Here is a 21,858-nt window from a genome sequence, read left to right on the forward strand (position 1 = left end):
GCGCTGATGAGTGGGTCAAGGGAGTGGCTCAAACGCGGGCTGGCCGCAGGGTTGCTGGCCGTAGTGAGCCTGATGGGGGCGGGTGTGGTGAGCGCGGCGAGCAGCGCGGTGCCGCTGGAGACGATGCAGCCGGATCTGCACGATCAGCCCTCGCTGCAGCGAGGCATGCAGCTTTACACCAATTACTGCCTCGGCTGTCATAGCCTGCAGTATCAGCGTTACTCGCGTGCCGCAGAGGACCTGGGGATGCCCGAGGACCTGGTCGAGCAATATCTGATTCTCTCGCCAGCGCTCAAGATCAATGACACCATGCGCACGGGCATGCAGAAAGAAGACGCGGCCGGCTGGTTCGGCACGCCGCCACCGGATCTGTCGCTCGAGGCGCGTCTGCGCGGCACGGACTGGATCTACACCTATCTGAAGAGCTTCTATCGCGATGCGTCACGTCCGTGGGGCGTGAACAATGCGGTCTTCCCCCAGGTCGGCATGCCGCATGTGCTGGAGTCGCTGCAGGGCGTGCAGGAAAAGGTCTGTGGGCAGAGTGACCTGGCGGTAGCGGGGGCGGAGATCGATCCCGACACGGGGCGTTATGCGTCCTGTGATATTCTAGAGATCACCCAGCCTGGCAGCATGACGGCAGGGGAGTTTGATCTGGCGATGTGGGATCTGACCAATTTTCTGGCCTATGTCGGCGAGCCTTCGCGACTCAAGGCTGAGAGCATGGCCCCCAAGGTGTTAATATTCATTCTGATCTTTACCTTGCTGGCGTATCTTCTCAAGAAGGAATACTGGCGCGACATTCATTGATGGCCCCCGGGGCGGGGTCTCAGTGATAATGGCGAGCCGGCAGTGACGGGCGCGCGGCTGATCAGTCGCGCGCCCGCTTGCGTCGCCTTGAGGTGGCGCAGGCTGACCCTCTGGCAGGGCCCGTTGTGACAAGGGCAGGCCAGAGGAAACTTATCCCCGTTTGTCAGGCCAAAAGCTGACACGGGCATGTCTCGAACAGATGCGAGGACAGTTTCATGGGTGTTGTGGCCAAGCGTTCATCGATGACCTTCTACTCCGGTGGTGACGACCACTTCAGCCACCGTGTACGGATCGTGCTGGCCGAGAAGGGTGTGGCAGTCGATATCATTGATGTGGATGATGACAGCCGTCCGGCCGAGCTGGCCGACCTGAACCCGTACAACAGTGTGCCGACGCTGCTGGATCGCGACCTGGTGCTCTACGAGTCCAAGGTCATGATGGAATATCTGGACGAGCGTTTCCCGCATCCGCCGCTGTTGCCGGTGTATCCGGTGGCGCGCGCCCAGAGCCGTCTGTGGATGCATCGCATCGAGCGCGAATGGGTGCCGATGATGGAAACCATCCAGACAGGCACCAAGAAGGAAGCCGACAAGGCGCGCAAGGAATTGCGTGAAAGCCTGATCGGCATTTCCCCGATCTTCGACGACATGCCGTTCTTCATGAGCGACGAGTTCTCGCTGGTGGACACCTGCATTGCCCCGATCCTATGGCGCTTGCCGACACTGGGAATCGAGCTGCCGGAGAAGCAGGTCAAGCCGCTGCTGACCTACATGGAGCGGTTGTTCGGGCGTGATGCCTTCAAGGCATCGCTGTCCGAGGCTGAGCGCGAGATGCGCATCTGATCCGTGCGTGATCCTTCGGTCACTGATCGATCGGTCACGCATTCGGGCTTTCGCCCTCGCTCATCAGTCTGTGGATGATGGATGTGAGCGATGTGCGGGGCGTTGGCCCGTTGGCGGAATGGACTTCGGTCGTCGCTGACACTCATTGCAGTTCAAGAGGTTCTCCCATGCTTTCCAGTCGCCCTTATCTGGCACGCGCACTCTACGAGTGGCTGCTGGATAACGACAATACGCCGTACATCGTGGTGGACGCCGAGCAGGAAGGTGTCCAGGTGCCGCGTCAACACGTCCAGAACGGCCAGATCGTGCTCAATATCGCACCCGGTGCGGTGCGTGATCTGTTGATCGCCAATGAAGGGGTCAGCTTCAATGCCCGCTTCGGTGGCCAGCCGATGCACGTCAGCGTGCCGACGGCGGCTTTGGTCGCGCTCTATTCTCGTGAAAACGGTGTCGGTATGGTCTTCGGTCACGAGCCGGTGATGCCGGGTGCCGATGAGATGACATTCGGTGAAGCCGCGCCAGATGCCGAGCCGGCCGCCGCAGCGCGCCCGACGCTGGCCAGTGTCGGCAGTGCGCCCGCCGAGGAAGAGGCGCCTGCCTCGGAATCAGCGGATGCGTCCGTCGAGACAAGTCCAGGTGCTGATGCCGAAGTCGCCGATGATGAGCAGGCGTCGGATTCGGCCAGTGACGAGCAGGGGGCTGATGACAATGATCAGCCCAAGCCGCCGCGCAAGGGGCGTCCTTCGCTGCGCGTGATCAAGTAATCACGTCGGCAGGTGGGGGCGATGGATGAGGGTTGGCCATTGTCCGCCTGATGTCGCTTCTGTCATGAAAAATGCCCCGCAGGCTTCGGCCTGCGGGGCATTTTTCATTCTGGGTACTATTTAATCAGAGCACTTTTCGTTCAGGGCACTTTGCATGTCAGGCATGCAAGCGCGCCACCTCGATCAGTCTAGGTACTCGAAGACCTTGGCGATACGCTGGATGCCGCCGACTTCAGAGACCTTGCTGACGATCTGGTCGGCTTCGGCGCGGGTCACGATACCCATCAGGTAGACGCTGGCATTCTCGGTGAGTACCAGGATGCGACCGGAGTCGATGTTGGCATCCGCCGCCAGCGTGGCCTTGACGCGCGTGGTCAGCCAGGTGTCCTGCACGCGCTGACTGGCCGGGGCATTGGCGCTGATTTCCAGCGCATTGTGCACCTGACGCACGCGACGCACATCCTTGGCGATATCCGTGGCCTTCTGCTTCAGCTCGTCGCTGGCGACCTGGCCGGTCAGCAGCACCATGCCGTTGTAGGAGTTCACGTTGACGTGGGCATCATTGAAGCGGGCATCGGTCTTGCCGAGATTGACCTCGATCTTGGTCTCGATGCTCTCGTCTTCCACCTGGGCGCCCAGGGTGCGATCGCCATAGTCTTCGTCGATCGGGCCGCTGTTGGTCAGGTCGGCGACGGTGGTGCAGCCGGCTAGCGTCAGAAAGCCGGCGGTGGCCATGAGGGAAAGCAGGTTCTTGGGCGTCATGCCGTTTTCTCCTGGTGAATGCCGTGGGGCGCGCGGATTACTCGTTGCTGCCGAACAGCTGATGATCAATCAGGTCGCACAGGCAGTGGATGGCCAGCAGATGGACTTCCTGGATGCGTGCCGTAGAGGTGGCGGGAACACGAATCTCGCAGTCTTCGCTGCCCAGCAGTGACGCCATGTCGCCACCGTCGCGGCCGGTCAAGGCGACGACGCGCATATCACGGTCGTGAGCCGCCTGGATGGCCTGCACCACGTTGGCGGAGTTGCCGCTGGTGGAGATGGCCAGCAGGATGTCGCCGGGCTGCCCCAGGGCGCGGATCTGCTTGGAGAATACCTCGTTGTAGCTGTAGTCGTTGGCGATGGACGTCAGCGTGGAGGTGTCGGTGGTCAGCGCGATGGCCGGCAGGCTCGGGCGCTCACGCTCGAAGCGGTTGAGCAGCTCGGAGGAGAAATGCTGGCTGTCGCCGGCGCTGCCGCCGTTGCCGCAAGCCAGGATCTTGCCGTCATTGACCAGGCTCTGGACCATCATCTGGCTGGCCGCTTCGATGAAGGGCGGCAGCACTTCGCTGGCGTAGGTCTTGGTGTCAATGCTGGCGTTGAAGTGGCCGAGAATACGCGATTGGAAATCCATGATGGCTCTTGGTCGTTGGCTTCAGAACGCTTCGAAGGCGTGGCGAATCCAGTGAATGGAACGAGGGGAGGTCCCCTCCACGCCTACCACGTCGAAGCGGCAGGAACATGATAGCCCGTGCTGGGCCAGATAAAAACGCGCGGCAGTGATCAGCCGGCGTTGCTTGGTATGGGTCACGCTTTCCAGTGCGCTGCCGAAGCGGGAGTTGGCCCGGTAGCGCACCTCGATGAAGACCAGGGTCTCGGCGTCACGCATGATCAGGTCGATCTCGCCGCCCTTGGCATGCTGGTTGCGCGTGACGGGTGTCAGGCCACGCGCTGCCAGCCATTGTTCTACCTCCGCCTCGATGACGGCGCCGCGCGCTCGGGCGCGACGCTGGGGAGGCGGGTGCGCCTTGCCGGAGGGCGAGTCGGCGCGTGTCATGTCAGGGCGTGTAGGCTTCGACGGTGCGGCTGTTGGCGCCTTTCAGTGGCGGACGCGGTACGCCACCTCTGAATTCAGCCCAGGGCAGCGTGCGCTCGATGCGGCCATCGTGGCGCGGGAAGAGGCTTCCGGTGGCGCCGAAGAGTTCGCCGCCCGCACCGGCCAGCATCAGCGGTACACGCTGGGCCAGACGATAGGCATCGACCCCCATGGCGTTGAGCTTGAGCATGCGCGGTGAAGCGTCGGACAGGGCGCGGTAGGTGTCGACTTCCGGCAGGGACGCCTTGCCGCCGGAGGAGGCCTCCGGCACTTCCCAGGGGATGTCCACGAAGTCGACGCCATTGAGGTCGCCATCCTGATCGGGCTGCGGTGCGCCGTCATAGAGATGGGAGGTGCCGTAGATCGGCAGGTCGCCCGCGTAGTAGAAGTCCAGCATCGGCGGCACCTGACGCGCATAGCTCGGCAGCGCCAGCAGGAAGATCATGTCGATGTTGCCGGAGTGCGCGCGGCCGTATTTGCTGCCGGATTTCTTGGCGGATTTCATGCGCGCCTGATCCTGGCTCGAGACCGACAGCAGGTCCTTGACGGCTGAGCTGACGGCGCCCTTGGGGTTGTAGCGCTCGACGGAAACGACGTCGCCACCTTCCTGCTCGAAGCGGTCACGGAAGGCGCTGTAGACGCGCTGGCCCCAGGCATTGTTGGGCACCAGCGCAGCGGCGCCACGATGGCCATCAAGCGCGGCGCGCATGGCGACCTGGCGGGCTTCGTCCTCGGCGGACAGGCCGTACTGGAACAGGTTGTCGGCACGGTTGCTGTCATGGGTGCCGTAGTTGAGGGCCAGTGTCGGCAGCGGCAGGCTGTTCTGGGTCTCGAGCTGACTGACCAGCTTCTTGTCCAGCGGGCCAAGTACAACCTGGGCGCCATCCATGGTGGCACGGGCATACAGGGTCTTGAGGTCCGCGCTCGAGGTGTCATAGAAGCTCAGCTGCGGCGTGGCCTCGGCATTGTCGATGGCGCTGCGATGGCGCGCCTCGATGCCTTCACGGATGGCCTGGGCGATCCGCTTGAGCGAACCGGACTCGGGCAGGAAGACGGCAATCTTGCGCACTTCCTGGCCGGAGAGCTCGCGCAGGTCGAGGATGCCCTGCGGCATCTGGCGCGCGGCGGGATGCTGTGGGTTGGCGTCCGACCAGTCGTTGATGGCGGAGAACATCTGGTCGATGTTGCCACCGAAGCGACGCTGCAGACGCAGCAGGTCCGTCCAGCCACTGGCGGTGGGGCTGGCACTGGCCAGCTCATTGAGCTGACTGGGCGAGAGGCGCGTGAGCTGCTCCCACAGGGTGTCGTTGATGCTCAGGTCATCGCTGTCGGCCTGCAGGGCGATCAGGGTCTGGGCGCTGGCCAGGGGTTCGCCGACCATGCCGAGCGCCAGGCCGCGACGCTTGCGCAGTGTGCGCTGGTCATCGCCGGACATCTGGATGCCGTCCTCGAGCACCGAGGTGGCCAGGATCGTGTTCCAGCCGTCCTGCTGCTCAAGCGCGATGCGCGACAGCAGCAGGGCCCATTGCACGCGTTCCTGCGGCTCGAGGCTTGTCGGATCGATGTCGGATGCGATGGTGATCGCCTGCGCGTTGTCGCCGCTGCGTGCTAGGATGTCCGCAGCTTGCAGGCGCGTACTGGCCGCTTGCTGACCCTGTTGCTGCTCGGCCTGAGCGAGCAGGGCATCGGCCCCGGGGCCGCTGGAGAGCGGTGACTGTCCGGCACACCCTGCCAGCAGCAGGGCGGAGGCGGCGAGGCCCGCCAGCGTGCGCAGGCCGGAACGTGAACGGCGCGCGGCCTCCTGCCGGATGGCTGACGAAGTGCCCAGCGTATTGGCTGATGCACGATTCCATGTCTGGCGCATGTACGACGGTCCCTTGGCTGATGGGCGATGTGGTCAGGACTGCATCGCCGCCTACTGTGATGAAGGGTGAAAGGCATCATGGCACTCGGTCGATCAGGGCCACGCATGCAGCGTCCTTCGGATGAAATGTCCCAAGGCAATCTGCCTGTGTCTGACGACCATTTCTACCATTGAGTTCAACGAGTCGAAGCATTGAATGTCCGAGTCTTCTGAAGGCGTATTGTACGTGGTCGCCACGCCGATTGGTAACCTCGATGATCTCAGTCCCCGCGCCGCGCGGGTGCTGGGAGAAGTGGACCTGATCGCAGCCGAGGATACCCGCCACAGCGCGCGGTTGCTGCGTCACCTGGGCCTGGAAGTGCCCATGATGTCCCTGCACGATCACAACGAACGTGGCCGTGTCGACCAGCTCTGTCAGGCGCTGGAGGCAGGCCGACGCGTCGCACTGGTCTCCGATGCCGGCACGCCGCTGATCTCCGATCCTGGCTTCATCGTCGTGCGCGCCCTGCGCGAGCGTGGCTTCAAGGTAGTGCCGCTGCCGGGGCCGTGCGCGTTGATCACCGCCCTCAGCGCGGCGGGCCTGCCGACGGATCGCTTCACCTTCGAAGGCTTTCTGGCCCACAAGGGCGGCCCGCGTCAGGCACGCCTTGCCGCGCTGCGCGACGATAGCGCCACCCATGTGCTGTACGAGTCTCCGCACCGCATTCAGGCGCTGCTCGGCGATATTCGCGAGGTGCTGGGCGAGCGCCGGGTCGTGCTGGCCCGTGAGCTGACCAAGACCTTCGAGACCTTCCTCGATGGCACGGCGGCCGAGCTGCTGGCGCAGATGGACGCTGACAGTGATCAGACCCGCGGTGAGTTCGTGGTCATGATCGAAGGAGCGCCAGCACGTGACGGCGACGAGGCAGCCAGTGTCGAAGGCGACGCCCTGTTGCAGGTGCTGTTCGAGGAGGGCGTCGGCGTCAAGCAGATGGCCGCCATCGCCACGCGTCTGGTGGGCGGGCGCAAGAAAGCCTGGTATGCCAAGGCGCAAGCCATGAAGGACGCGGCAGAGGAATAAGCAAACCTCTGTCATGCCAGACTTTTTTGCCGCTGCCATTGTTCGGCCTGCGCGGGCTTCGTCTTGTGAAAGGCCCATGACACTGGTAGTCTTGCGCGCTTGGGAGACGGCCAGACAGTCGCCGCCAGCGCAAGCTGGGGGAGGAAAGTCCGGGCTCCATAGGGCAAGGTGCCAGATAACGTCTGGGCGGCGCGAGCCGACGGCAAGTGCAGCAGAGAGAAGACCGCCTACGTCAGCTTCGGCTGACCGGTAAGGGTGAAAGGGTGCGGTAAGAGCGCACCGCGCGGCTGGCAACAGTTCGCGGCGAGGTAAACCCCACCTGGAGCAAGACCAAATAGGCCCCCTATGCTGCTGCCCGCAGTGGGGGCGGGTTGGTTGCTTGAGCCCTGAAGTGATTCAGGGCCTAGATGAATGACTGTCCACGACAAGACCCGGCTTATCGGCCATCTCCCGCCTTATAACGTCAGTGTGCTGCCAGCTTTCGCGATGCGAGCGATGGCAGCACACCTTGAATTCGCATGACCGGCGCCGTCCGCTGCGTGTTTCGTGAATGACCATTGCAGTTGGATGGCAACGAACACGCTGCCGTGACAGGCGCCGGTTGTCGGTTATGGCACTTGAATTCGTGTTTCAGCCGCTTGCCTGCTGCACGCAGGCCCTGTTTCCGCTCTTATGCTGTCGGTGCCCTTTGCCACCGGCTTTCACTGCTCGCATCGCGTGCCAAGGTCCAGAGTTTCGTCATGTCCAAGCCCAGCGCTCCTTCCGTTACCGAGTCTGCCGATACCGAGTCCGTCGAAGTGGCTGATCGCTTCGCGCATGTCAGTGTCATGCTCGATGGCGCGGTCGACGGCCTGATTCAGGACACTGCCGGCGTCTACTTCGACGGCACCTTCGGTCGCGGTGGCCATTCGCGTCTGATCCTGTCGCGTCTGGCGCCCGAGGGGCGTCTGATCGCCTGTGATCGTGACCCCCAGGCGCTGGCGGAAGCCGCGACCATCGAGGACGAGCGCTTCAGTATCCATGCCGGTGAATTCGCGCGTCTTGGCGAATATGCCGAGCGTGAGGGCGTGCATGGCCAGCTGGATGGCATCCTGCTCGACATCGGCGTGTCATCCCCGCAGCTGGATGATGCCGAGCGTGGCTTCAGCTTCATGAATGATGGCCCGCTGGATATGCGCATGGACCCCACCAGTGGCGAGAGCGCCGCCGAGTGGCTGTCGCGCGCCAGCGCCGAGGACATGGCCTGGGTCTTCAAGACCTATGGCGAGGAGCGTTATGCCAAGCGTCTGGCACGCGCCGTGGTGGAGCGTCGTGCCGAGCGACCCATCACGCGCACCGGCGACTTCGCCAGTCTGATCAAGGATGCCCACCCCAACTGGGAGAAGCACAAGCACCCGGCGACGCGTGTCTTCCAGGCGATTCGCATTCACATCAATGGTGAGCTGGATGAGCTGACCCGCGCGCTGGATGCCGGTCTCGAGGCGCTCAAGCCCGGCGGTCGTCTGGTCGTGATCAGCTTCCACTCGCTGGAAGACCGCATCGTCAAGCGCTTCATGCGTGACAAGGCGCGGGGGGATCAGGCGCCGCGTGGCATGCCGATCCGCGAAGACCAGCTCAACAAGCGTCTCAAGCTGGTGGGCAAGGCGCAGAAGGCCTCGCAAAGCGAAGTCGATGCCAATGTCCGTTCGCGCAGTGCCGTGATGCGCATTGCCGAAAAGCTCAAATAGCGTCAGTGCTCCCTCTGGGGAATCGTGCCTCTTTCTGCGCCTGCCTACCGGCAGGCGCGCGCGCAAGTGGGCTGTGGTGAAAGGACGACACAAGTGTTGCCGTGCTGCAACTCTTAGCGGCTAACGCCACTTGCTGACATAATGCGCCGGGCGCTTCAAACAAGTGAGCGAACATCGCGCCTGCACGTTGGCAGTCTGCAAGGATATTCGTGATGCGGGGCATCACGTTCAGAGTGATTAGGGAGTCGGCATGGCGGGACGGAGACAGGATGGCTGGACGGGTAACTGGCCGATCAAGGTGCAGATGCGTTGGCGTCACCTGTGTTTCGCGGTGCTGATGCTCAGTCTGCTCGGCTCTGCCGCTGCTGTCGTGATCAGCTCCCACCTCTCACGCGGCCAATATGCCCAGCTGCAGAAGCTGGAAGCGGCGCGCGATGATGCGCGTGCACGCTGGGGCCGCCTGCTGCTGGAAGAAAGCGCTTGGTCGGCACCGGCGCGTATCGAAAGCATCAGCATCGAGCGACTCGAGATGCGTGTCCCGGATGTCCACGATGTCGAGGTCATTCGCTGATGGCCACGCGTCGCCCGCCTTCGTCTCGCCCGCGCAACCCGCGCAAAGCCGCCGGCGCTGAGACGCCCGCTCGTCCCAAGGCCGCAAGCGGTGCCCGCAAGAGCGCGCGCGCGGCCATGGGGCCTGCCCGCTATCGCATCATGCTCTTCATCGTGCTGGCCGGGCTCGTCGCTCTGGTCGGCCGCATCGGCTATCTCCAGCTCTTCGATCAGCAGTTCCTGCAGGATCAGGGCGACGCACGCACCCTGCGTGTCGACAGCATCAATGCTCACCGCGGCATGATCACCGATCGCACCGGTGAGCCGCTGGCGATCTCCACACCGGTCATCACCCTGTGGGCCGACCCGCGCAAGGTGCCCGACGACCCCGTGCGGCTGTCATTGCTGGCGCGCGCGCTGGGGCAGAAGCCGGATGACCTGATCGCACGCGTCCGCCGCTATCGTGATGCCGGCAAGGGCTTCATGTACATCAAGCGTCAGATGACCCCGCCGCAGGCCCAGCCTGCCATCGACCTCGATATTCCGGGCGTCAGCCACAAGCAGGAATACAAGCGCTATTACCCCTCCGGAGAAGTCTCCGCCCAGTTGATCGGCGTGACCAACGTCGATGACAAGGGCCAGGAGGGGCTCGAGCTTGCCTACAATTCCTACCTTTCCGGTACGCCGGGCAAGCGGCGCGTGCTCAAGGACCGCAAGGGGCGCCTGGTGCGCGACCTGCATCTGATCAGCGAAGCCAAGCCCGGTGGCGACCTGACACTCTCCATCGACCTGCGTCTGCAATACATGGCCTACCGCGAGCTCAAGGCGGCCGTGGCGGAGCACCGCGCCGATGGCGGCACCCTGGTGATGATGGATGCGCGCACCGGCGAAGTGCTGGCGATGGTCAATCAGAAGTCCTATAACCCGAACAACCGTGCCGGGCTTGATCCCGCCGGGCTGCGTAATCGCGCGATCACCGATGCCTTCGAGCCCGGCTCGGTGATGAAGCCGCTGTCGATGAGCGCCGGCCTTGCCTCCAGCAAGTATCAGCCGGACTCGGTGATTGATACCACGCCGGGTTACATGCGGGTCGATCAGTTCACCATTCGTGACTTCCGCAACTACGGCAAGCTCGACATGGCGGGCATTCTCTACCATTCCTCGAATATCGGCATGAGCCGCATGGCGCTGAGTCTCGAGGATGATGCGGTCTGGAATCGCTACTATGAGCTGGGCCTCGGCCAGGCGCCGGGCACCGGCTTCCCGGGCGAGACGACCGGCGTGCTGCCGCCGCCGACCAACTGGTCGCGCAGCAAGCGGGCCTCCATCTCCTACGGTTACGGTATCAGCGTCTCGGCGCTGCAGCTGGCCAGCGCCTACACCGCGCTCGCCAACGATGGCCGTCGTGTGCCGCCGTCGCTGCTCAAGGTCAAGACGCCGCCGGTGGGTGACCAGGTGATCTCATCGGACAACGCGCACGCCTTGCTCGGCATGATGGAGAAGATCGTGCAGCCCAATGGGCCTGCCAAGCGGGCGGTGGTCGAAGGCTATCGCATCGCCGGCAAGACCGGCACCGTGCGCAAGGTGACGGCCGGTGGTTATCAGAAGACCGCGTATCGTTCGTTGTTCGCGGGTGTGGCACCGGTGTCTGATCCGCGTATCGTGACCGTGGTGATGATCGAGAACCCCAAAGGGGAAGAATATTACGGCGGACTGGTGGCGGCGCCCGTGTTCGGGCGCGTGGTGGGCAAGGCATTGCGCCTGCTGGATGTGCCGCCGGACAGCAAGGTCGGTGAGTAACGCTTTTCATGTGGCACGGTCGTCGGCCTCGGGCGGGCGACTGCGTCTTTTTTCTCATGTAGTGAATACGTTCCGGGACATCGGGAACAAGGAAGGTCTTCCGACATGACTTCACCGCACGATTCCAGGCGCCTGGGCGAGTTTCTGGCGCGCCCCTCGGCCACGGCGACAGACATGCTGGCAGCATTGCTGGCGCTGTGGCCAGGCGCCTTTAATGACGATTGCCGTGCACGGCTTGCCGCGCGCGATGACTGGCACCTGACGATCGACAGTCGCAGTGCCGCGCTGGGCTCCCTCTTCATTGCCATCCCCGGCATCGCCAGCGATGGCCGCGACTATATCGCCGCGGCGCTTGAGGGCGGTGCCGAGCTGGTGCTGGCCGAAAGACCCGCAGGCGGGGATGCGCGTCTCGCGCTGCATTCAGACGATGCCAGAGTCGTCTGGCTAGAGAACCTGGGCGAGCAGCTCGGTGAGCTGGGCCGCCAGGCCTTCAGTGTGCCCGAGTCGCTGACGCTGGTCGGGGTCACGGGCACCAATGGCAAGTCTTCCGTCACCCATTACATCGCCGAGCTGGCCGAAGCGATGGGCACGCCCGCCGGCATGATCGGCACGCTCGGCATCGGGCGTCCCGGCGCGCTGGTCGCGGGCGAGCGCACCACGCCCGACGCCCTGGCCGTGCAGGCGGCGCTCAAGGGCCTGAGCCTTGCCGGTGCCGAGCTGATCGCGATGGAAGTCTCTTCGCATGCGCTGGATCAAGGGCGTGTCAATGGTTGCCGCTTCACCGTCGCGGGCTATACCAATCTTTCGCGAGACCACCTCGACTACCACGGCAGCATGGCGGCCTATGCGGCGGCCAAGGCGAAGCTGTTCAAGCGCCCCGAACTCAAGCTTGCGGTGCTCAATGCCGACGATGCGCTGGCGCGTCTGATGCTGGCCGGCATGCAGCGCGGCGTGCGCGTACTGGCGATGGGGCGTGATGATGTCGCGACCCTGCGCGTGCTGGATGTCTTCCCCGAGCCGCTGGGCCAGGTTGCCGTGATCGCGACGCCGGATGGCGAGCGTGAGCTGGGCCTCAATCTGATGGGGCGCTTCAATCTCGACAACGCCTTGCTGGCAATGCTGATCCTGCATGGCCTCGACTATTCGTTCGAGGGGCTGTTTGCCGCCGCGCCGCGTCTGACGCCGGTGCCGGGCCGCATGCAGCGCCTGAGTCGTGATGGCGCGCCGGTGGTGGTGGTCGACTATGCCCACACGCCGGAGGCCGTCGAGACGGCGCTGACCGCGCTGCGTGCCCACCTGCCGGCGCGGGATGATGCGCGCCTGTGGTGTGTACTCGGCTGTGGTGGCGATCGCGACAGCGGCAAGCGCCCGCTGATGGCCACGGCCGCCGAACAGGGCGCCGACCGTGTCGTGATCACCGATGACAATCCGCGTAGCGAGGATGCCGCCGCCATCCGTCAGCAGATGATGACCGGCATCCATGCCCGCGAGCGCGTGCTGGATATCGCCGAGCGTGGCGAGGCCATTGCTCAGGTCATCCGCGATGCCGGTGAGCATGATGTCATCCTGATCGCCGGCAAGGGGCACGAGGACTATCAGGAAATCGAGGGTCAGCGACTGCCGTTTTCGGATGTGGCCCATGCGGTCGCGGCGCTGGAGCGTCGTGAGCTCTCGATGCTGGAAGGTCAGGAGCGTGACGCATGAGTGCGCCTGAACAGTCCGTCGCTCTGAGCACCTTCGAGGAACTGGCTGCGGTGCTCGGGGCGCAGTTGCCACAGGCATTGCGCGATCAAGCGCTGGGCGCCATCGAGACGGATACCCGCAAGCTTGGCGAGCAGGTCGCACCGCTGTTCGTGGCGCTGAAGGGTGAGCGCTTCGATGCCCATGACTTCCTCGCCCAGGCTCGTGCCAATGGCGCCGTCGCGGCGCTGGTCGAGCGGGCAGTGGATGATCCGCTGCCGCAGATCGTCGTCGCGGATACCCGGCTGGCCTTCGGGCTGCTGGCGGCAGCGCGTCGCGGTGCCTGGGGGAAGCCGCTGATCGCGGTGACCGGCAACAGCGGCAAGACCAGCGTCAAGGGCCTGGTGCATGCCATCCTTGTGCGGGATGCCGCGCGTTTCGAGGCCGAAAGCCTCGCCAATCACGGCAACCTCAACAACGATTTCGGCCTGCCGATGACGTTGCTGCGCTTGAGCAACGCCCACCAGCACGGCGTGGTCGAGCTGGGCGCCAATCATCTCGGCGAGATCGCCTGGACGACGGCCCTGGCGCGCCCGCAAGTGGCGGTGATCACCAATGTCACCGGCGCCCATGTCGGCGAATTCGGCGGCATGGGGCAGATCGCCCAGGCCAAGGGCGAGATTCTGGCGGGCTTGAGCCCGTTGGGAGGGCGACGTCCGGTCGCGGTGCTCAACCGTGATGACGCCTACTTCTCGCTATGGCAGGCGCTGGCCGCAACCGGCCAGGCGGTCGATGTCATCGACTTCAGCGTTGCGGATGGCGTTGTGGATGGCAGCGTGGATAGCGGTGATCGCCCGGCACGCCTGCAGGCGCGCGAGCTAGGCGCGGATGAGCTCGGGCGTTATGCTTTCGAACTGACGTTTGATGGCCGTTCGCTCGGTCGTGTCCAGCTGGCGTTGCTGGGGCGTCACAACGTGGCCAATGCGCTGGCGGCTGCCGCGGCGTGCCTGGCACTGGGCATCGACAGTGATCTGGTGATCGCCGGACTCGAGAGCGCCGAGAGCGTACCCGGCAGGCTGGGCGTCGTGGCGGGCATCAATGGCTCGCGTCTGCTGGATGACAGCTACAACGCCAACCCCGGTGCCATGCTGGCGGCGCTGGATCTGCTGGCGACACTGCCTGCGCCGCGCTGGTGCCTGATGGGCGCCATGGGCGAACTCGGAGCCGACGCCGAACGTCTGCATGCCGAGGTGGGCGACCACGCCCGCAAGCTGGGCATAGATTTCATTGCCACCTGCGGCGAGGGCGCTCAGGCGACTGCCGAGGCCTTCGGGGCCGGTGGCAAGCACTTTATCGAGCGGGCAGAGCTGGAAGCTTACGCCCGTAACCATCTACCCACCGGGGCCAGTGTTCTGGTCAAGGGGTCTCGCAGCGCTGGCATGGAGAATGTCGTTGCCGCGCTCAAGGTCGACGCATCAAGGTGAATGTGAGTCATGCTGCTGCTGCTTGCTGAGTTTCTGGCCCAATTCAATGGCGCCTTTACGGTTTTCAATTATCTGACCCTGCGCGTGGTATTGGCCACGTTGACGGCACTGTTGCTGTGTCTGTGGCTGGGTCCCTGGGTCATACGCAAGCTCGTCGATGGCCAGATCGGCCAGGCCGTGCGCGACGATGGCCCCAAGTCTCACCTTTCCAAGGCCGGCACTCCGACCATGGGCGGCGTGATGATCCTGCTGTCGATGGCCGTCTCCACCCTGCTGTGGGGCGACCTGACCAACCTGTATGTCTGGGTGGTGCTGGCCGTCACGCTGGGCTTCGGCGCCGTCGGCTGGGTCGATGACTACCGCAAGGTGGTGGAGAAGAATCCGCGTGGCCTGCCGGCGCGCTGGAAGTACTTCTGGCAGTCGGTGGTGGGCATCGGCGCCGCAGTGGTGCTGTATCTGACGGCGAGCACGCCGGCCGAGACGGGCCTGCTGGTGCCGTTCTTCAAGGACGTCGTCATCCCGCTGGGCGTGTTCTACATGGTGCTGACCTACTTCGTGATCGTCGGCAGCTCCAATGCGGTCAACCTGACCGATGGCCTCGATGGTCTGGCGATCATGCCGACCGTGCTGGTCGCCATGGGCCTGGCCATCTTCGCCTACGCTTCGGGCAACCTGAAGTTCGCCGAGTATCTGCACATTCCGTTCATCGCCGGTTCCGGCGAGCTGGCGGTGTTCTGCGCCACCATCGCGGGTGCCGGCCTCGGTTTCCTGTGGTTCAACACCTATCCCGCCCAGGTCTTCATGGGCGATGTGGGCGCGCTGGCACTCGGCGCGGCACTGGGGGTCGTGGCAGTCATCGTGCGTCAGGAAATCGTGCTGTTCATCATGGGCGGCGTCTTCGTGATGGAAACCGTCTCGGTGATCCTGCAGGTCGGCTCCTACAAGCTGACCGGGCGACGCATCTTCCGCATGGCGCCGCTGCATCACCACTTCGAGCTGAAAGGCTGGCCGGAGCCGCGCGTCATCGTGCGCTTCTGGATCATCACCGTCGTGCTGGTGCTGCTTGGCCTGGCCACACTCAAGGTTCGCTGAGGACGCATTCGCGATGACCCTCTCTGTCACCTCTCAAGCACCGGCCTCGCCGATGCCTGCCAAAGGACCGACCCTGGTGGTCGGTCTTGGTGTCTCCGGACAGGCGATCGCTCGCCATCTGAGTGATCGCGGCATCGACTTTGCCGTCGCCGATACCCGTAGCGCACCGCCGGGCCTCGAGAGCCTGCGCGAGCATGCACCGCAGGCCGAGGTCCATCTCGGCCCGCTGGAATCGCTGGACCTGTCACGCTTCGGCGAGGTGGTGCTCAGTCCGGGCATTGACCCGCGTCAGGCGGTGTTCGATGGGGTTCGCGAGCGACTTGTCGGCGAGATCGCACTCTTCGTGCGTGCGCTGGACGAGCGTCAGGCCCGCGATGCGCAGGGCAAGCGGCCCACGCTGGTCGCGATCACCGGCTCGAACGCCAAGTCCACCGTGACCACGCTGATCGCGCAGATGGCCGCGCGTGCCGGCCGCGATGTGGCGGTCGGCGGCAATCTGGGCACCGCCGCGCTGACATTGTTGCGTGAGCAGCCCGCTGCCGAGCTCTACGTGCTGGAGCTGTCGTCCTTCCAGCTCGAGACCACACCTGAGCTCAAGGCCGATGTCGCCTGCTTCCTGAATCTCTCCGAAGATCACCTGGATCGCCACGATGGCATGCGCGGCTATCAGGCCGCCAAGCGCGGCATCTTCCGCGGCGCAGGCCTTGCGGTCATCAATGCCGATGACGCCTGGAGCTGGCCGGCCGAGAATGATGCGGTGGCGCGAGTCAGCTTCAGCGTGCAGCTCGATGGATCGACCGATAAGTCGACCGATGAGGCTGCCAGGCAGGCGCAATGGTGCCTGGCGGAGCAGGGCGGCACGCTGTCGCTGTGTCACATCGAGTCTGGTCAGCTGCGCGGCGTGATGCTTGCTGCGGACGTGCGACTGGCCGGCCGCCACAACCAGGCCAATGCGCTGGCGGCACTCGCGATGGGCACCGCAATCGGCCTCGACGAGACGGCGATGGTCGCCGAGCTAGCAAGCTTCGCGGGGCTGCCGCATCGCGGCGAGCTGATCGCCGAGGTGGCGGGCGTGCGCTGGATCAATGATTCCAAGGGCACCAATGTCGGGGCGACGCTGGCGGCGATTGCTGGTCTCGGCCCGACGCTCGAGGGCAAGCTGATATTGCTGGCCGGCGGCCAGGGCAAGGGCGCGGACTTCACGCCGCTGGCGGCGCCATTGGCCCGTTACGCCCGTGAGGCGGTGGTGTTCGGACAGGATGCGCCGCTATTGACGCAAGCCCTGGCCGATGACGTATCCGTGACGCCAGTCATGACGCTGTTGGAGGCCATGCGTCATGCTCGACAGATCGCTCAGGCGGGGGACTGCGTACTGCTGTCACCGGCCTGCGCCAGTCTCGATCAGTTTCCCAATTACATGGCGCGCGGCGACGCGTTCCGTGACTGGGTCACGCAGCACATCATGCCCAGTGCTGACTGCAATTCTGGCCCTGGCGGCAGCGACAAGGAAGCCTGCGATGCGTAACAAGGCCCGGCGAGTCCATGACACCTTGACGGCAGAGCGTCAGCCCGTCGACGGCTGGCTGCTGTTCTGCGCGCTGGCGATCCTGTGTATCGGCTGGGTGATGGTGACGTCTGCGTCCAGCGAGATCTCGAGCGAGCGCTTCGATGGCAATGCCTTCTACTACAGCATGCGTCACGGCATCTTCATCGTGATCGGCCTGGTGGCCGCGATCTGTACGCTGCGCGTGCCGATGTCTGCCTGGCAGCAGCGCAGCTTCGCGATGCTGATGCTGGGCTTCGTGCTGCTGGTGGTCGTGTTGGTGGTCGGGCGCGAGATCAACGGCGCCAAGCGCTGGATACCGCTGCCATTGGTCGGCGGGGTGCAGGCCTCCGAGATCGCCAAGCTGTGTCTGATGATCTGGCTGGCCGGCTATCTGGATCGCCGCCTCGACAAGGTGCGCGCCAGCGTCGTCAACGGCCTCATTCTGCCCTGCGTCCCCTTGTTGCTGATGATCGTGCTGCTGGCGCTGGAGCCTGACTTTGGCTCCATCGTGGTCATGGGCGGTGCCGTGATGGGCATGCTGCTGATGGCGGGCGTCGCCTGGTGGGGCTTCATCGTCTTGCTGGGCCTGGCCGGCGGCGGTGGTTGGCTGTTGGCGATCGCCGAACCCTATCGCTGGGAGCGTCTGACCACCTATACCGACCCGTGGGCCAACATGTATGACAGTGGCTACCAGCTGACCCAGGCGCTGATCGCCTTCGGCCGTGGCCACCTGAGCGGCATGGGGCTGGGCAACAGCGTGCAGAAGCTGTTCTATCTGCCGGAAGCGCATACCGATTTCGTGTTTGCCGTGCTGGCCGAGGAGCTTGGCTTGATCGGAGCGACGGCCGTGGTGGCGCTGTTCGGACTGCTGATCTACCGCGCCTTCAAGATCGGTCGCCGCGCTGAACTCGCCGGCTTGCCGTTCAGCGCCTACCTCGGCTACGGTATCGCCCTCGTGCTGGGGGCGCAGGCCTTCATCAACATCGGTGTGGCCAGCGGACTGCTGCCCACCAAGGGGCTGACCCTGCCCCTGATGAGTTATGGCGGTTCCAGCCTGATCGTCAGTTGCGTGCAGATCGCGATACTGCTGCGTATCGATGCCGAGACCCGCAAGCTGACCCGCACACCGACAGGAAATGCCGCCGCGCCCCGGCGCAAGGCCAAGAAGCCGACCGAGACACCGCAAGGAGCACAGGCATGACGTCATCTTCTTCTACCATCGCTCCCGAGGGGGCGGTTGACTCGGTAGACACTGTCTCAAGGGGCGTCGTGCTGATGATGGCCGGCGGGACGGGAGGGCATGTGATCCCGGCGCTGTCGCTGGCGCGTGCCCTCGCGGCGGCCGGTCACGAGATCCATTGGCTGGGCAGCCCGCGTGGCATCGAGAACCGTCTGGTGCCTGACGCCGGCTACCCGCTGCATCGGGTCGAGGTCGCGGGCCTGCGCGGCAAGGGGCTGGCGGGTTATGCGGCGATCCCGTTTCGTCTCGCGCGTGCCGTCCTGCAGGCGCGGCGCGTGATCCGTGAGCTCAAGCCGGTGCTGGTGGTGGGCCTCGGTGGCTTCGCCAGTGGTCCGGGCGGGCTTGCGGCGCGCCTTGAAGGCATTCCGCTGATCATTCATGAGCAGAACGCCATCGCGGGCCTGACCAACAAGGTGCTGGCGCGGATGGCGACGCGTGTCTACGCCGCCTTCCCGGGCGCCTTCCCGCCGGCCCTCGGGGCTCAGGTGGTGGGCAATCCGGTGCGCGATGAGATCGCCGATGTCGGTGCCGCGGAGCGCATGACCGAGTCTGCTGTCGAGACGGCAGGCGAGGCGCGTGCCTTGCATCTGCTGGTGATGGGCGGCTCGCTGGGCGCTCAGGCGCTCAACGAGACGCTCGCGCCGGCGCTGGCCTTGCTGCCGGAAGCCTCGCGCCCCGTGGTGCGCCATCAGGCCGGACGTGACAAGCAGGAGGCGACCCTCGCCGCCTATCAGGCAGCCTGCGTCACGGCTGAGGTCAGCGAGTTCATCGGTGACATGGCCGAGGCCTACGCCTGGGCAGACCTCGTGGTCTGTCGCGCCGGCGCGCTGACCGTGGCCGAGCTGGCTGCGGCAGGTCGCCCTGCGGTACTGGTGCCGTTCCCCCACGCCGTGGATGATCATCAGACCGTCAATGCCGCGGTATTGGTCAAGGCGGATGCCGCGCGCCTGATTCCCCAGAATACGTTGACTGCCGAGCGCCTCGCCGAGACGCTGGCAGAATTGCTCGACCCCAAGATACTCACTGGCATGGCCGCTCGCGCCCGCAATAGTGCGGAACTCGATGCGGTAGCGACCATGCTGGCAGGCTGCATGGAGACTCGCCTTGAACGCTAGCAATTCTGATCGCGGTGCAGGTATGCGCCGCATCCGTCGTATCCACTTCGTCGGCATCGGCGGTGTGGGCATGTGTGGTATCGCCGAAGTACTGGGCAACATGGGCTATGAGGTCAGCGGCAGTGACCTCAAGGAATCCGCCGTCACGGCGCATCTGCGTGAGTGCGGCGTGCGTGTCGCCATCGGTCATGCGGCCATCAATGCCGAAGGCGCGGATGTGGTCGTGGTCTCGACGGCGGTGGACACCACCAATCCGGAAGTGGCCTGGGCGCGGGAGCATCGCATTCCCGTCGTGCGTCGCGCCGAGATGCTCGCCGAGCTGATGCGCTTCCGCCAGGGCATCGCGATTGCCGGCACCCACGGCAAGACCACCACCACCAGCCTGACCGCGACCCTGCTCGCGGAAGGTGGCATGGACCCGACCTTCGTCATCGGCGGCAAGCTGACCAGCGCGGGCACCAATGCCCGACTGGGCGAGGGTGAGTATCTGGTCGCCGAGGCGGACGAGTCCGATGCCTCCTTCCTGCATCTGCAGCCGTTGATCTCGGTGGTGACCAACGTCGATGCCGATCACATGGCCACCTATGAGGGCGACTTCAATCGCCTCAAGGACACCTTCATCGAATTCCTGCACAACCTGCCGTTCTACGGTCTGGCGGTGCTGTGTATCGATGATGCCAACGTGCGTGAGCTGCTGCCGCGTGTTCAGCGTCAGTTCGTGACCTACGGCTTCAGCGACGATGCCGATTACCGCATCAGCGATTTCCGCCAGGGTGGCGGTCAGCTCAGTTTCACGGCGCTGCGTCCGGAAGGCCATGCACCGCTCGAGATCACCCTGGCGATGCCGGGTGAGCACAATGCGCTCAACGCCCTGGCGGCGATCGCCATTGCCACCGATGTCGGTGTCAGCGACGAGGCCATCGCCCGCGCACTGGCAAGCTTTGCCGGTGTCGGTCGCCGCTTCCAGGTGCACGGAGAATTCGCGGCACCCAATGGTGAGCAGAGCGTGATGCTGGTGGACGATTATGGCCACCACCCGCGCGAAGTGGAGATGGTGATTCGCGCCGTGCGCGCCGGCTGGCCGCAGCGCCGTCTGGTGATGGCCTACCAGCCGCACCGTTATTCGCGCACCCATGATCTCTATGAAGACTTCGTGCGTGTGCTGTCCGAAGTCGACACCCTGTTGCTGCTGGATGTCTACAGCGCCGGGGAAGCGATGATTCCGGGCGCCGATGGCCGCTCGCTGGCGGGTTCGATCCGTCAGCGCGGTCAGGTGGACCCGCTGTTCGTCGAGCACAAGCGTGCCTTGCCGGACCTGCTCAAGAACGTGCTGCGTTCGGGCGATATCCTGATTACCCAGGGGGCGGGCGATGTCGGTGGCATTGCGCTGGCACTGGCGGGGGCCGACCTCAAGCTTGACGAGGTGACGCTATGACCATCTCTTCCTCCCCGGCCGGATCGACAGGCGTGAATCCTGAGCTGGCCACGCGCTATGGACGTGTCGTGGTGCTGTTCGGTGGCCTGAGCGCCGAGCGCGAGGTGTCGCTCAAGAGCGGAGCGGCGGTGCTGGCGGCCCTGCAGGGCGCAGGTATCGATGTGCAGGGCTATGACATGGCGCATGGGCTGGCTGGTCTCGAGGCTTTGCGCCCCGACCGTGTCTTCATCGCCATGCACGGTCGCGGCGGCGAAGATGGCACCTTGCAGGGTGCGCTGGAATTGCTGGGCATCCCCTACACCGGTAGCGGCGTGCTGGCCTCTGCACTGGGCATGGACAAGCTGCGTACCAAGAAGCTCTGGGATATCGAAGGCTTGCCGACGCCACGCTCCTGTCGCCTGGCGGCGGATACGGACTGGCAGTCGGTGCTCGAGACGCTCGGGACACCGGTGGTGGTCAAGCCGGTGCATGAGGGGTCGACACTCGGCATCCATATCGTCGAGGACGCCCAGGCGCTCCAGGATGCCTGGACGGATGCCAGCCGCTTCGATGCGGTGGTGATGGCCGAGCGTTTCATCAAGGGGCCGGAATACACGGTGTCGGTATTGGACGGCGAAGTCCTGCCGGCCATTCGCATCGAAGCCGATAGTGGGTTCTATGATTACGATGCCAAATACATCGCCAATACCACGCGCTATCTGCTGCCTTGTGGTCTGAGCGCTGCGCGCGAGGCGGAATTGGCCGAGATCTCGCTCAAGGCATTCAACGTGCTGGGCTGCGAGGGTTGGGGCCGTGTCGATGTGATGGAAGATGCGGACGGCGCCTTCTGGCTGCTGGAAGTCAACACCTCGCCGGGCATGACCGATCACAGCCTGGTGCCGCAGTCCGCGGCGCATGTCGGGCTCGATTTCGCCACCCTGGTGCTGCGCATTCTCGACACGACTCTCGCCGAGCGGGACGCAAACGATGCGTCAGCCGCTCAGCAGAGTGGTCATTGA

The 21,858-nt window shown here is 64.7% G+C and carries 19 protein-coding genes and 1 other RNA gene; 16 read left to right on the forward strand and 4 right to left on the reverse strand.

The annotated features are described in order from the left end of the window. Positions 1–6 precede the first annotated feature (6 nt). The 3 genes from R2R70_RS00370 (at position 7) to R2R70_RS00380 (ending at position 2,413) form a co-directional block, all read left to right on the forward strand. Positions 7–807, forward strand: a complete 801-nt coding sequence (locus R2R70_RS00370) for a cytochrome c1 (RefSeq protein WP_410976934.1) — start codon at positions 7–9, stop codon at positions 805–807. A 215-nt stretch (positions 808–1,022) separates the two neighbouring features. Then, positions 1,023–1,649 carry a stringent starvation protein SspA gene (gene sspA, locus R2R70_RS00375; RefSeq protein ID WP_043332516.1) on the forward strand — a complete coding sequence of 209 codons (627 nt, stop codon included), beginning with the start codon at positions 1,023–1,025 and terminating at the stop codon, positions 1,647–1,649. 167 nt (positions 1,650–1,816) lie between these two features. Further along, complete coding sequence (locus tag R2R70_RS00380; RefSeq protein ID WP_410976935.1) at positions 1,817–2,413, forward strand: ClpXP protease specificity-enhancing factor; 597 nt, start codon at positions 1,817–1,819, stop codon at positions 2,411–2,413. 183 nt (positions 2,414–2,596) lie between these two features. On the opposite strand, the gene R2R70_RS00385 is transcribed toward R2R70_RS00380, so the two are convergent. The 4 genes from R2R70_RS00385 to R2R70_RS00400 are packed head-to-tail and all read right to left on the reverse strand — an operon-like array spanning position 2,597 to position 6,132. Then, the gene (locus R2R70_RS00385; protein ID WP_054555092.1) at positions 2,597–3,175 is read right to left on the reverse strand and encodes a BON domain-containing protein; all 579 of its coding nucleotides are present in this window, start codon (positions 3,173–3,175) and stop codon (positions 2,597–2,599) included. A gap of 37 nt (positions 3,176–3,212) precedes the next feature. Then, a complete protein-coding gene (locus tag R2R70_RS00390; protein WP_043332512.1) occupies positions 3,213–3,806 on the reverse strand; it encodes a phosphoheptose isomerase in 594 nt (197 codons plus the stop codon). A gap of 21 nt (positions 3,807–3,827) precedes the next feature. Then, positions 3,828–4,229 (reverse strand): YraN family protein, encoded by a 402-nt coding sequence (locus R2R70_RS00395; protein ID WP_052384397.1) that lies wholly within the window; start codon positions 4,227–4,229, stop codon positions 3,828–3,830. A gap of 1 nt (position 4,230) precedes the next feature. Next, the gene (locus tag R2R70_RS00400; protein WP_410976936.1) at positions 4,231–6,132 is read right to left on the reverse strand and encodes a penicillin-binding protein activator; all 1,902 of its coding nucleotides are present in this window, start codon (positions 6,130–6,132) and stop codon (positions 4,231–4,233) included. Between the two features lie 196 nt (positions 6,133–6,328). Here R2R70_RS00400 and rsmI point away from each other — a divergent pair, with 196 nt between their 5' ends. From rsmI to R2R70_RS00465, 13 genes are all read left to right on the forward strand, one after another. Continuing rightward, a complete protein-coding gene (gene rsmI, locus R2R70_RS00405) occupies positions 6,329–7,192 on the forward strand; it encodes a 16S rRNA (cytidine(1402)-2'-O)-methyltransferase (protein ID WP_043332510.1) in 864 nt (287 codons plus the stop codon). 102 nt (positions 7,193–7,294) lie between these two features. Then, an RNA gene (gene rnpB, locus R2R70_RS00410) (RNase P RNA component class A) lies at positions 7,295–7,647 on the forward strand. Positions 7,648–7,932: 285 nt separating this feature from the next. Continuing rightward, positions 7,933–8,919 (forward strand): 16S rRNA (cytosine(1402)-N(4))-methyltransferase RsmH, encoded by a 987-nt coding sequence (gene rsmH / locus R2R70_RS00415; RefSeq protein ID WP_410976937.1) that lies wholly within the window; start codon positions 7,933–7,935, stop codon positions 8,917–8,919. Positions 8,920–9,169: 250 nt separating this feature from the next. Next, complete coding sequence (ftsL, locus tag R2R70_RS00420; RefSeq protein WP_043332508.1) at positions 9,170–9,490, forward strand: cell division protein FtsL; 321 nt, start codon at positions 9,170–9,172, stop codon at positions 9,488–9,490. 116 nt (positions 9,491–9,606) lie between these two features. Then, on the forward strand, positions 9,607–11,268 hold the full coding sequence (locus R2R70_RS00425) for a peptidoglycan D,D-transpeptidase FtsI family protein (RefSeq protein ID WP_054555193.1): 1,662 nt from the start codon (positions 9,607–9,609) through the stop codon (positions 11,266–11,268). 105 nt (positions 11,269–11,373) lie between these two features. Beyond that, on the forward strand, positions 11,374–12,972 hold the full coding sequence (locus tag R2R70_RS00430) for a UDP-N-acetylmuramoyl-L-alanyl-D-glutamate--2,6-diaminopimelate ligase (protein ID WP_410976938.1): 1,599 nt from the start codon (positions 11,374–11,376) through the stop codon (positions 12,970–12,972). Continuing rightward, positions 12,969–14,432 carry a UDP-N-acetylmuramoyl-tripeptide--D-alanyl-D-alanine ligase gene (locus tag R2R70_RS00435; protein WP_410976939.1) on the forward strand — a complete coding sequence of 488 codons (1,464 nt, stop codon included), beginning with the start codon at positions 12,969–12,971 and terminating at the stop codon, positions 14,430–14,432. Before R2R70_RS00430 ends, R2R70_RS00435 begins: the two co-directional genes overlap by 4 nt. 9 nt (positions 14,433–14,441) lie before the next feature. Continuing rightward, positions 14,442–15,524 carry a phospho-N-acetylmuramoyl-pentapeptide-transferase gene (mraY, locus tag R2R70_RS00440; protein ID WP_043332504.1) on the forward strand — a complete coding sequence of 361 codons (1,083 nt, stop codon included), beginning with the start codon at positions 14,442–14,444 and terminating at the stop codon, positions 15,522–15,524. A 13-nt stretch (positions 15,525–15,537) separates the two neighbouring features. Then, positions 15,538–17,049 carry a UDP-N-acetylmuramoyl-L-alanine--D-glutamate ligase gene (murD, locus tag R2R70_RS00445; RefSeq protein ID WP_410976940.1) on the forward strand — a complete coding sequence of 504 codons (1,512 nt, stop codon included), beginning with the start codon at positions 15,538–15,540 and terminating at the stop codon, positions 17,047–17,049. Next, entirely contained in the window at positions 17,042–18,271 is a 1,230-nt protein-coding gene (gene ftsW / locus R2R70_RS00450; protein WP_054555086.1) for a putative lipid II flippase FtsW, read from the forward strand. Before murD ends, ftsW begins: the two co-directional genes overlap by 8 nt. A gap of 77 nt (positions 18,272–18,348) precedes the next feature. Beyond that, positions 18,349–19,425 carry an undecaprenyldiphospho-muramoylpentapeptide beta-N-acetylglucosaminyltransferase gene (gene murG / locus R2R70_RS00455; protein ID WP_410977317.1) on the forward strand — a complete coding sequence of 359 codons (1,077 nt, stop codon included), beginning with the start codon at positions 18,349–18,351 and terminating at the stop codon, positions 19,423–19,425. A 22-nt stretch (positions 19,426–19,447) separates the two neighbouring features. Then, a complete protein-coding gene (gene murC, locus R2R70_RS00460) occupies positions 19,448–20,860 on the forward strand; it encodes a UDP-N-acetylmuramate--L-alanine ligase (protein ID WP_410977318.1) in 1,413 nt (470 codons plus the stop codon). Further along, on the forward strand, positions 20,857–21,858 hold the full coding sequence (locus R2R70_RS00465; protein ID WP_410976941.1) for a D-alanine--D-alanine ligase: 1,002 nt from the start codon (positions 20,857–20,859) through the stop codon (positions 21,856–21,858). Before murC ends, R2R70_RS00465 begins: the two co-directional genes overlap by 4 nt.

The organism is Cobetia sp. SIMBA_158 (assembly GCF_046566945.1).
Taxonomy (GTDB): Bacteria; Pseudomonadota; Gammaproteobacteria; order Pseudomonadales; family Halomonadaceae; genus Cobetia; species Cobetia amphilecti.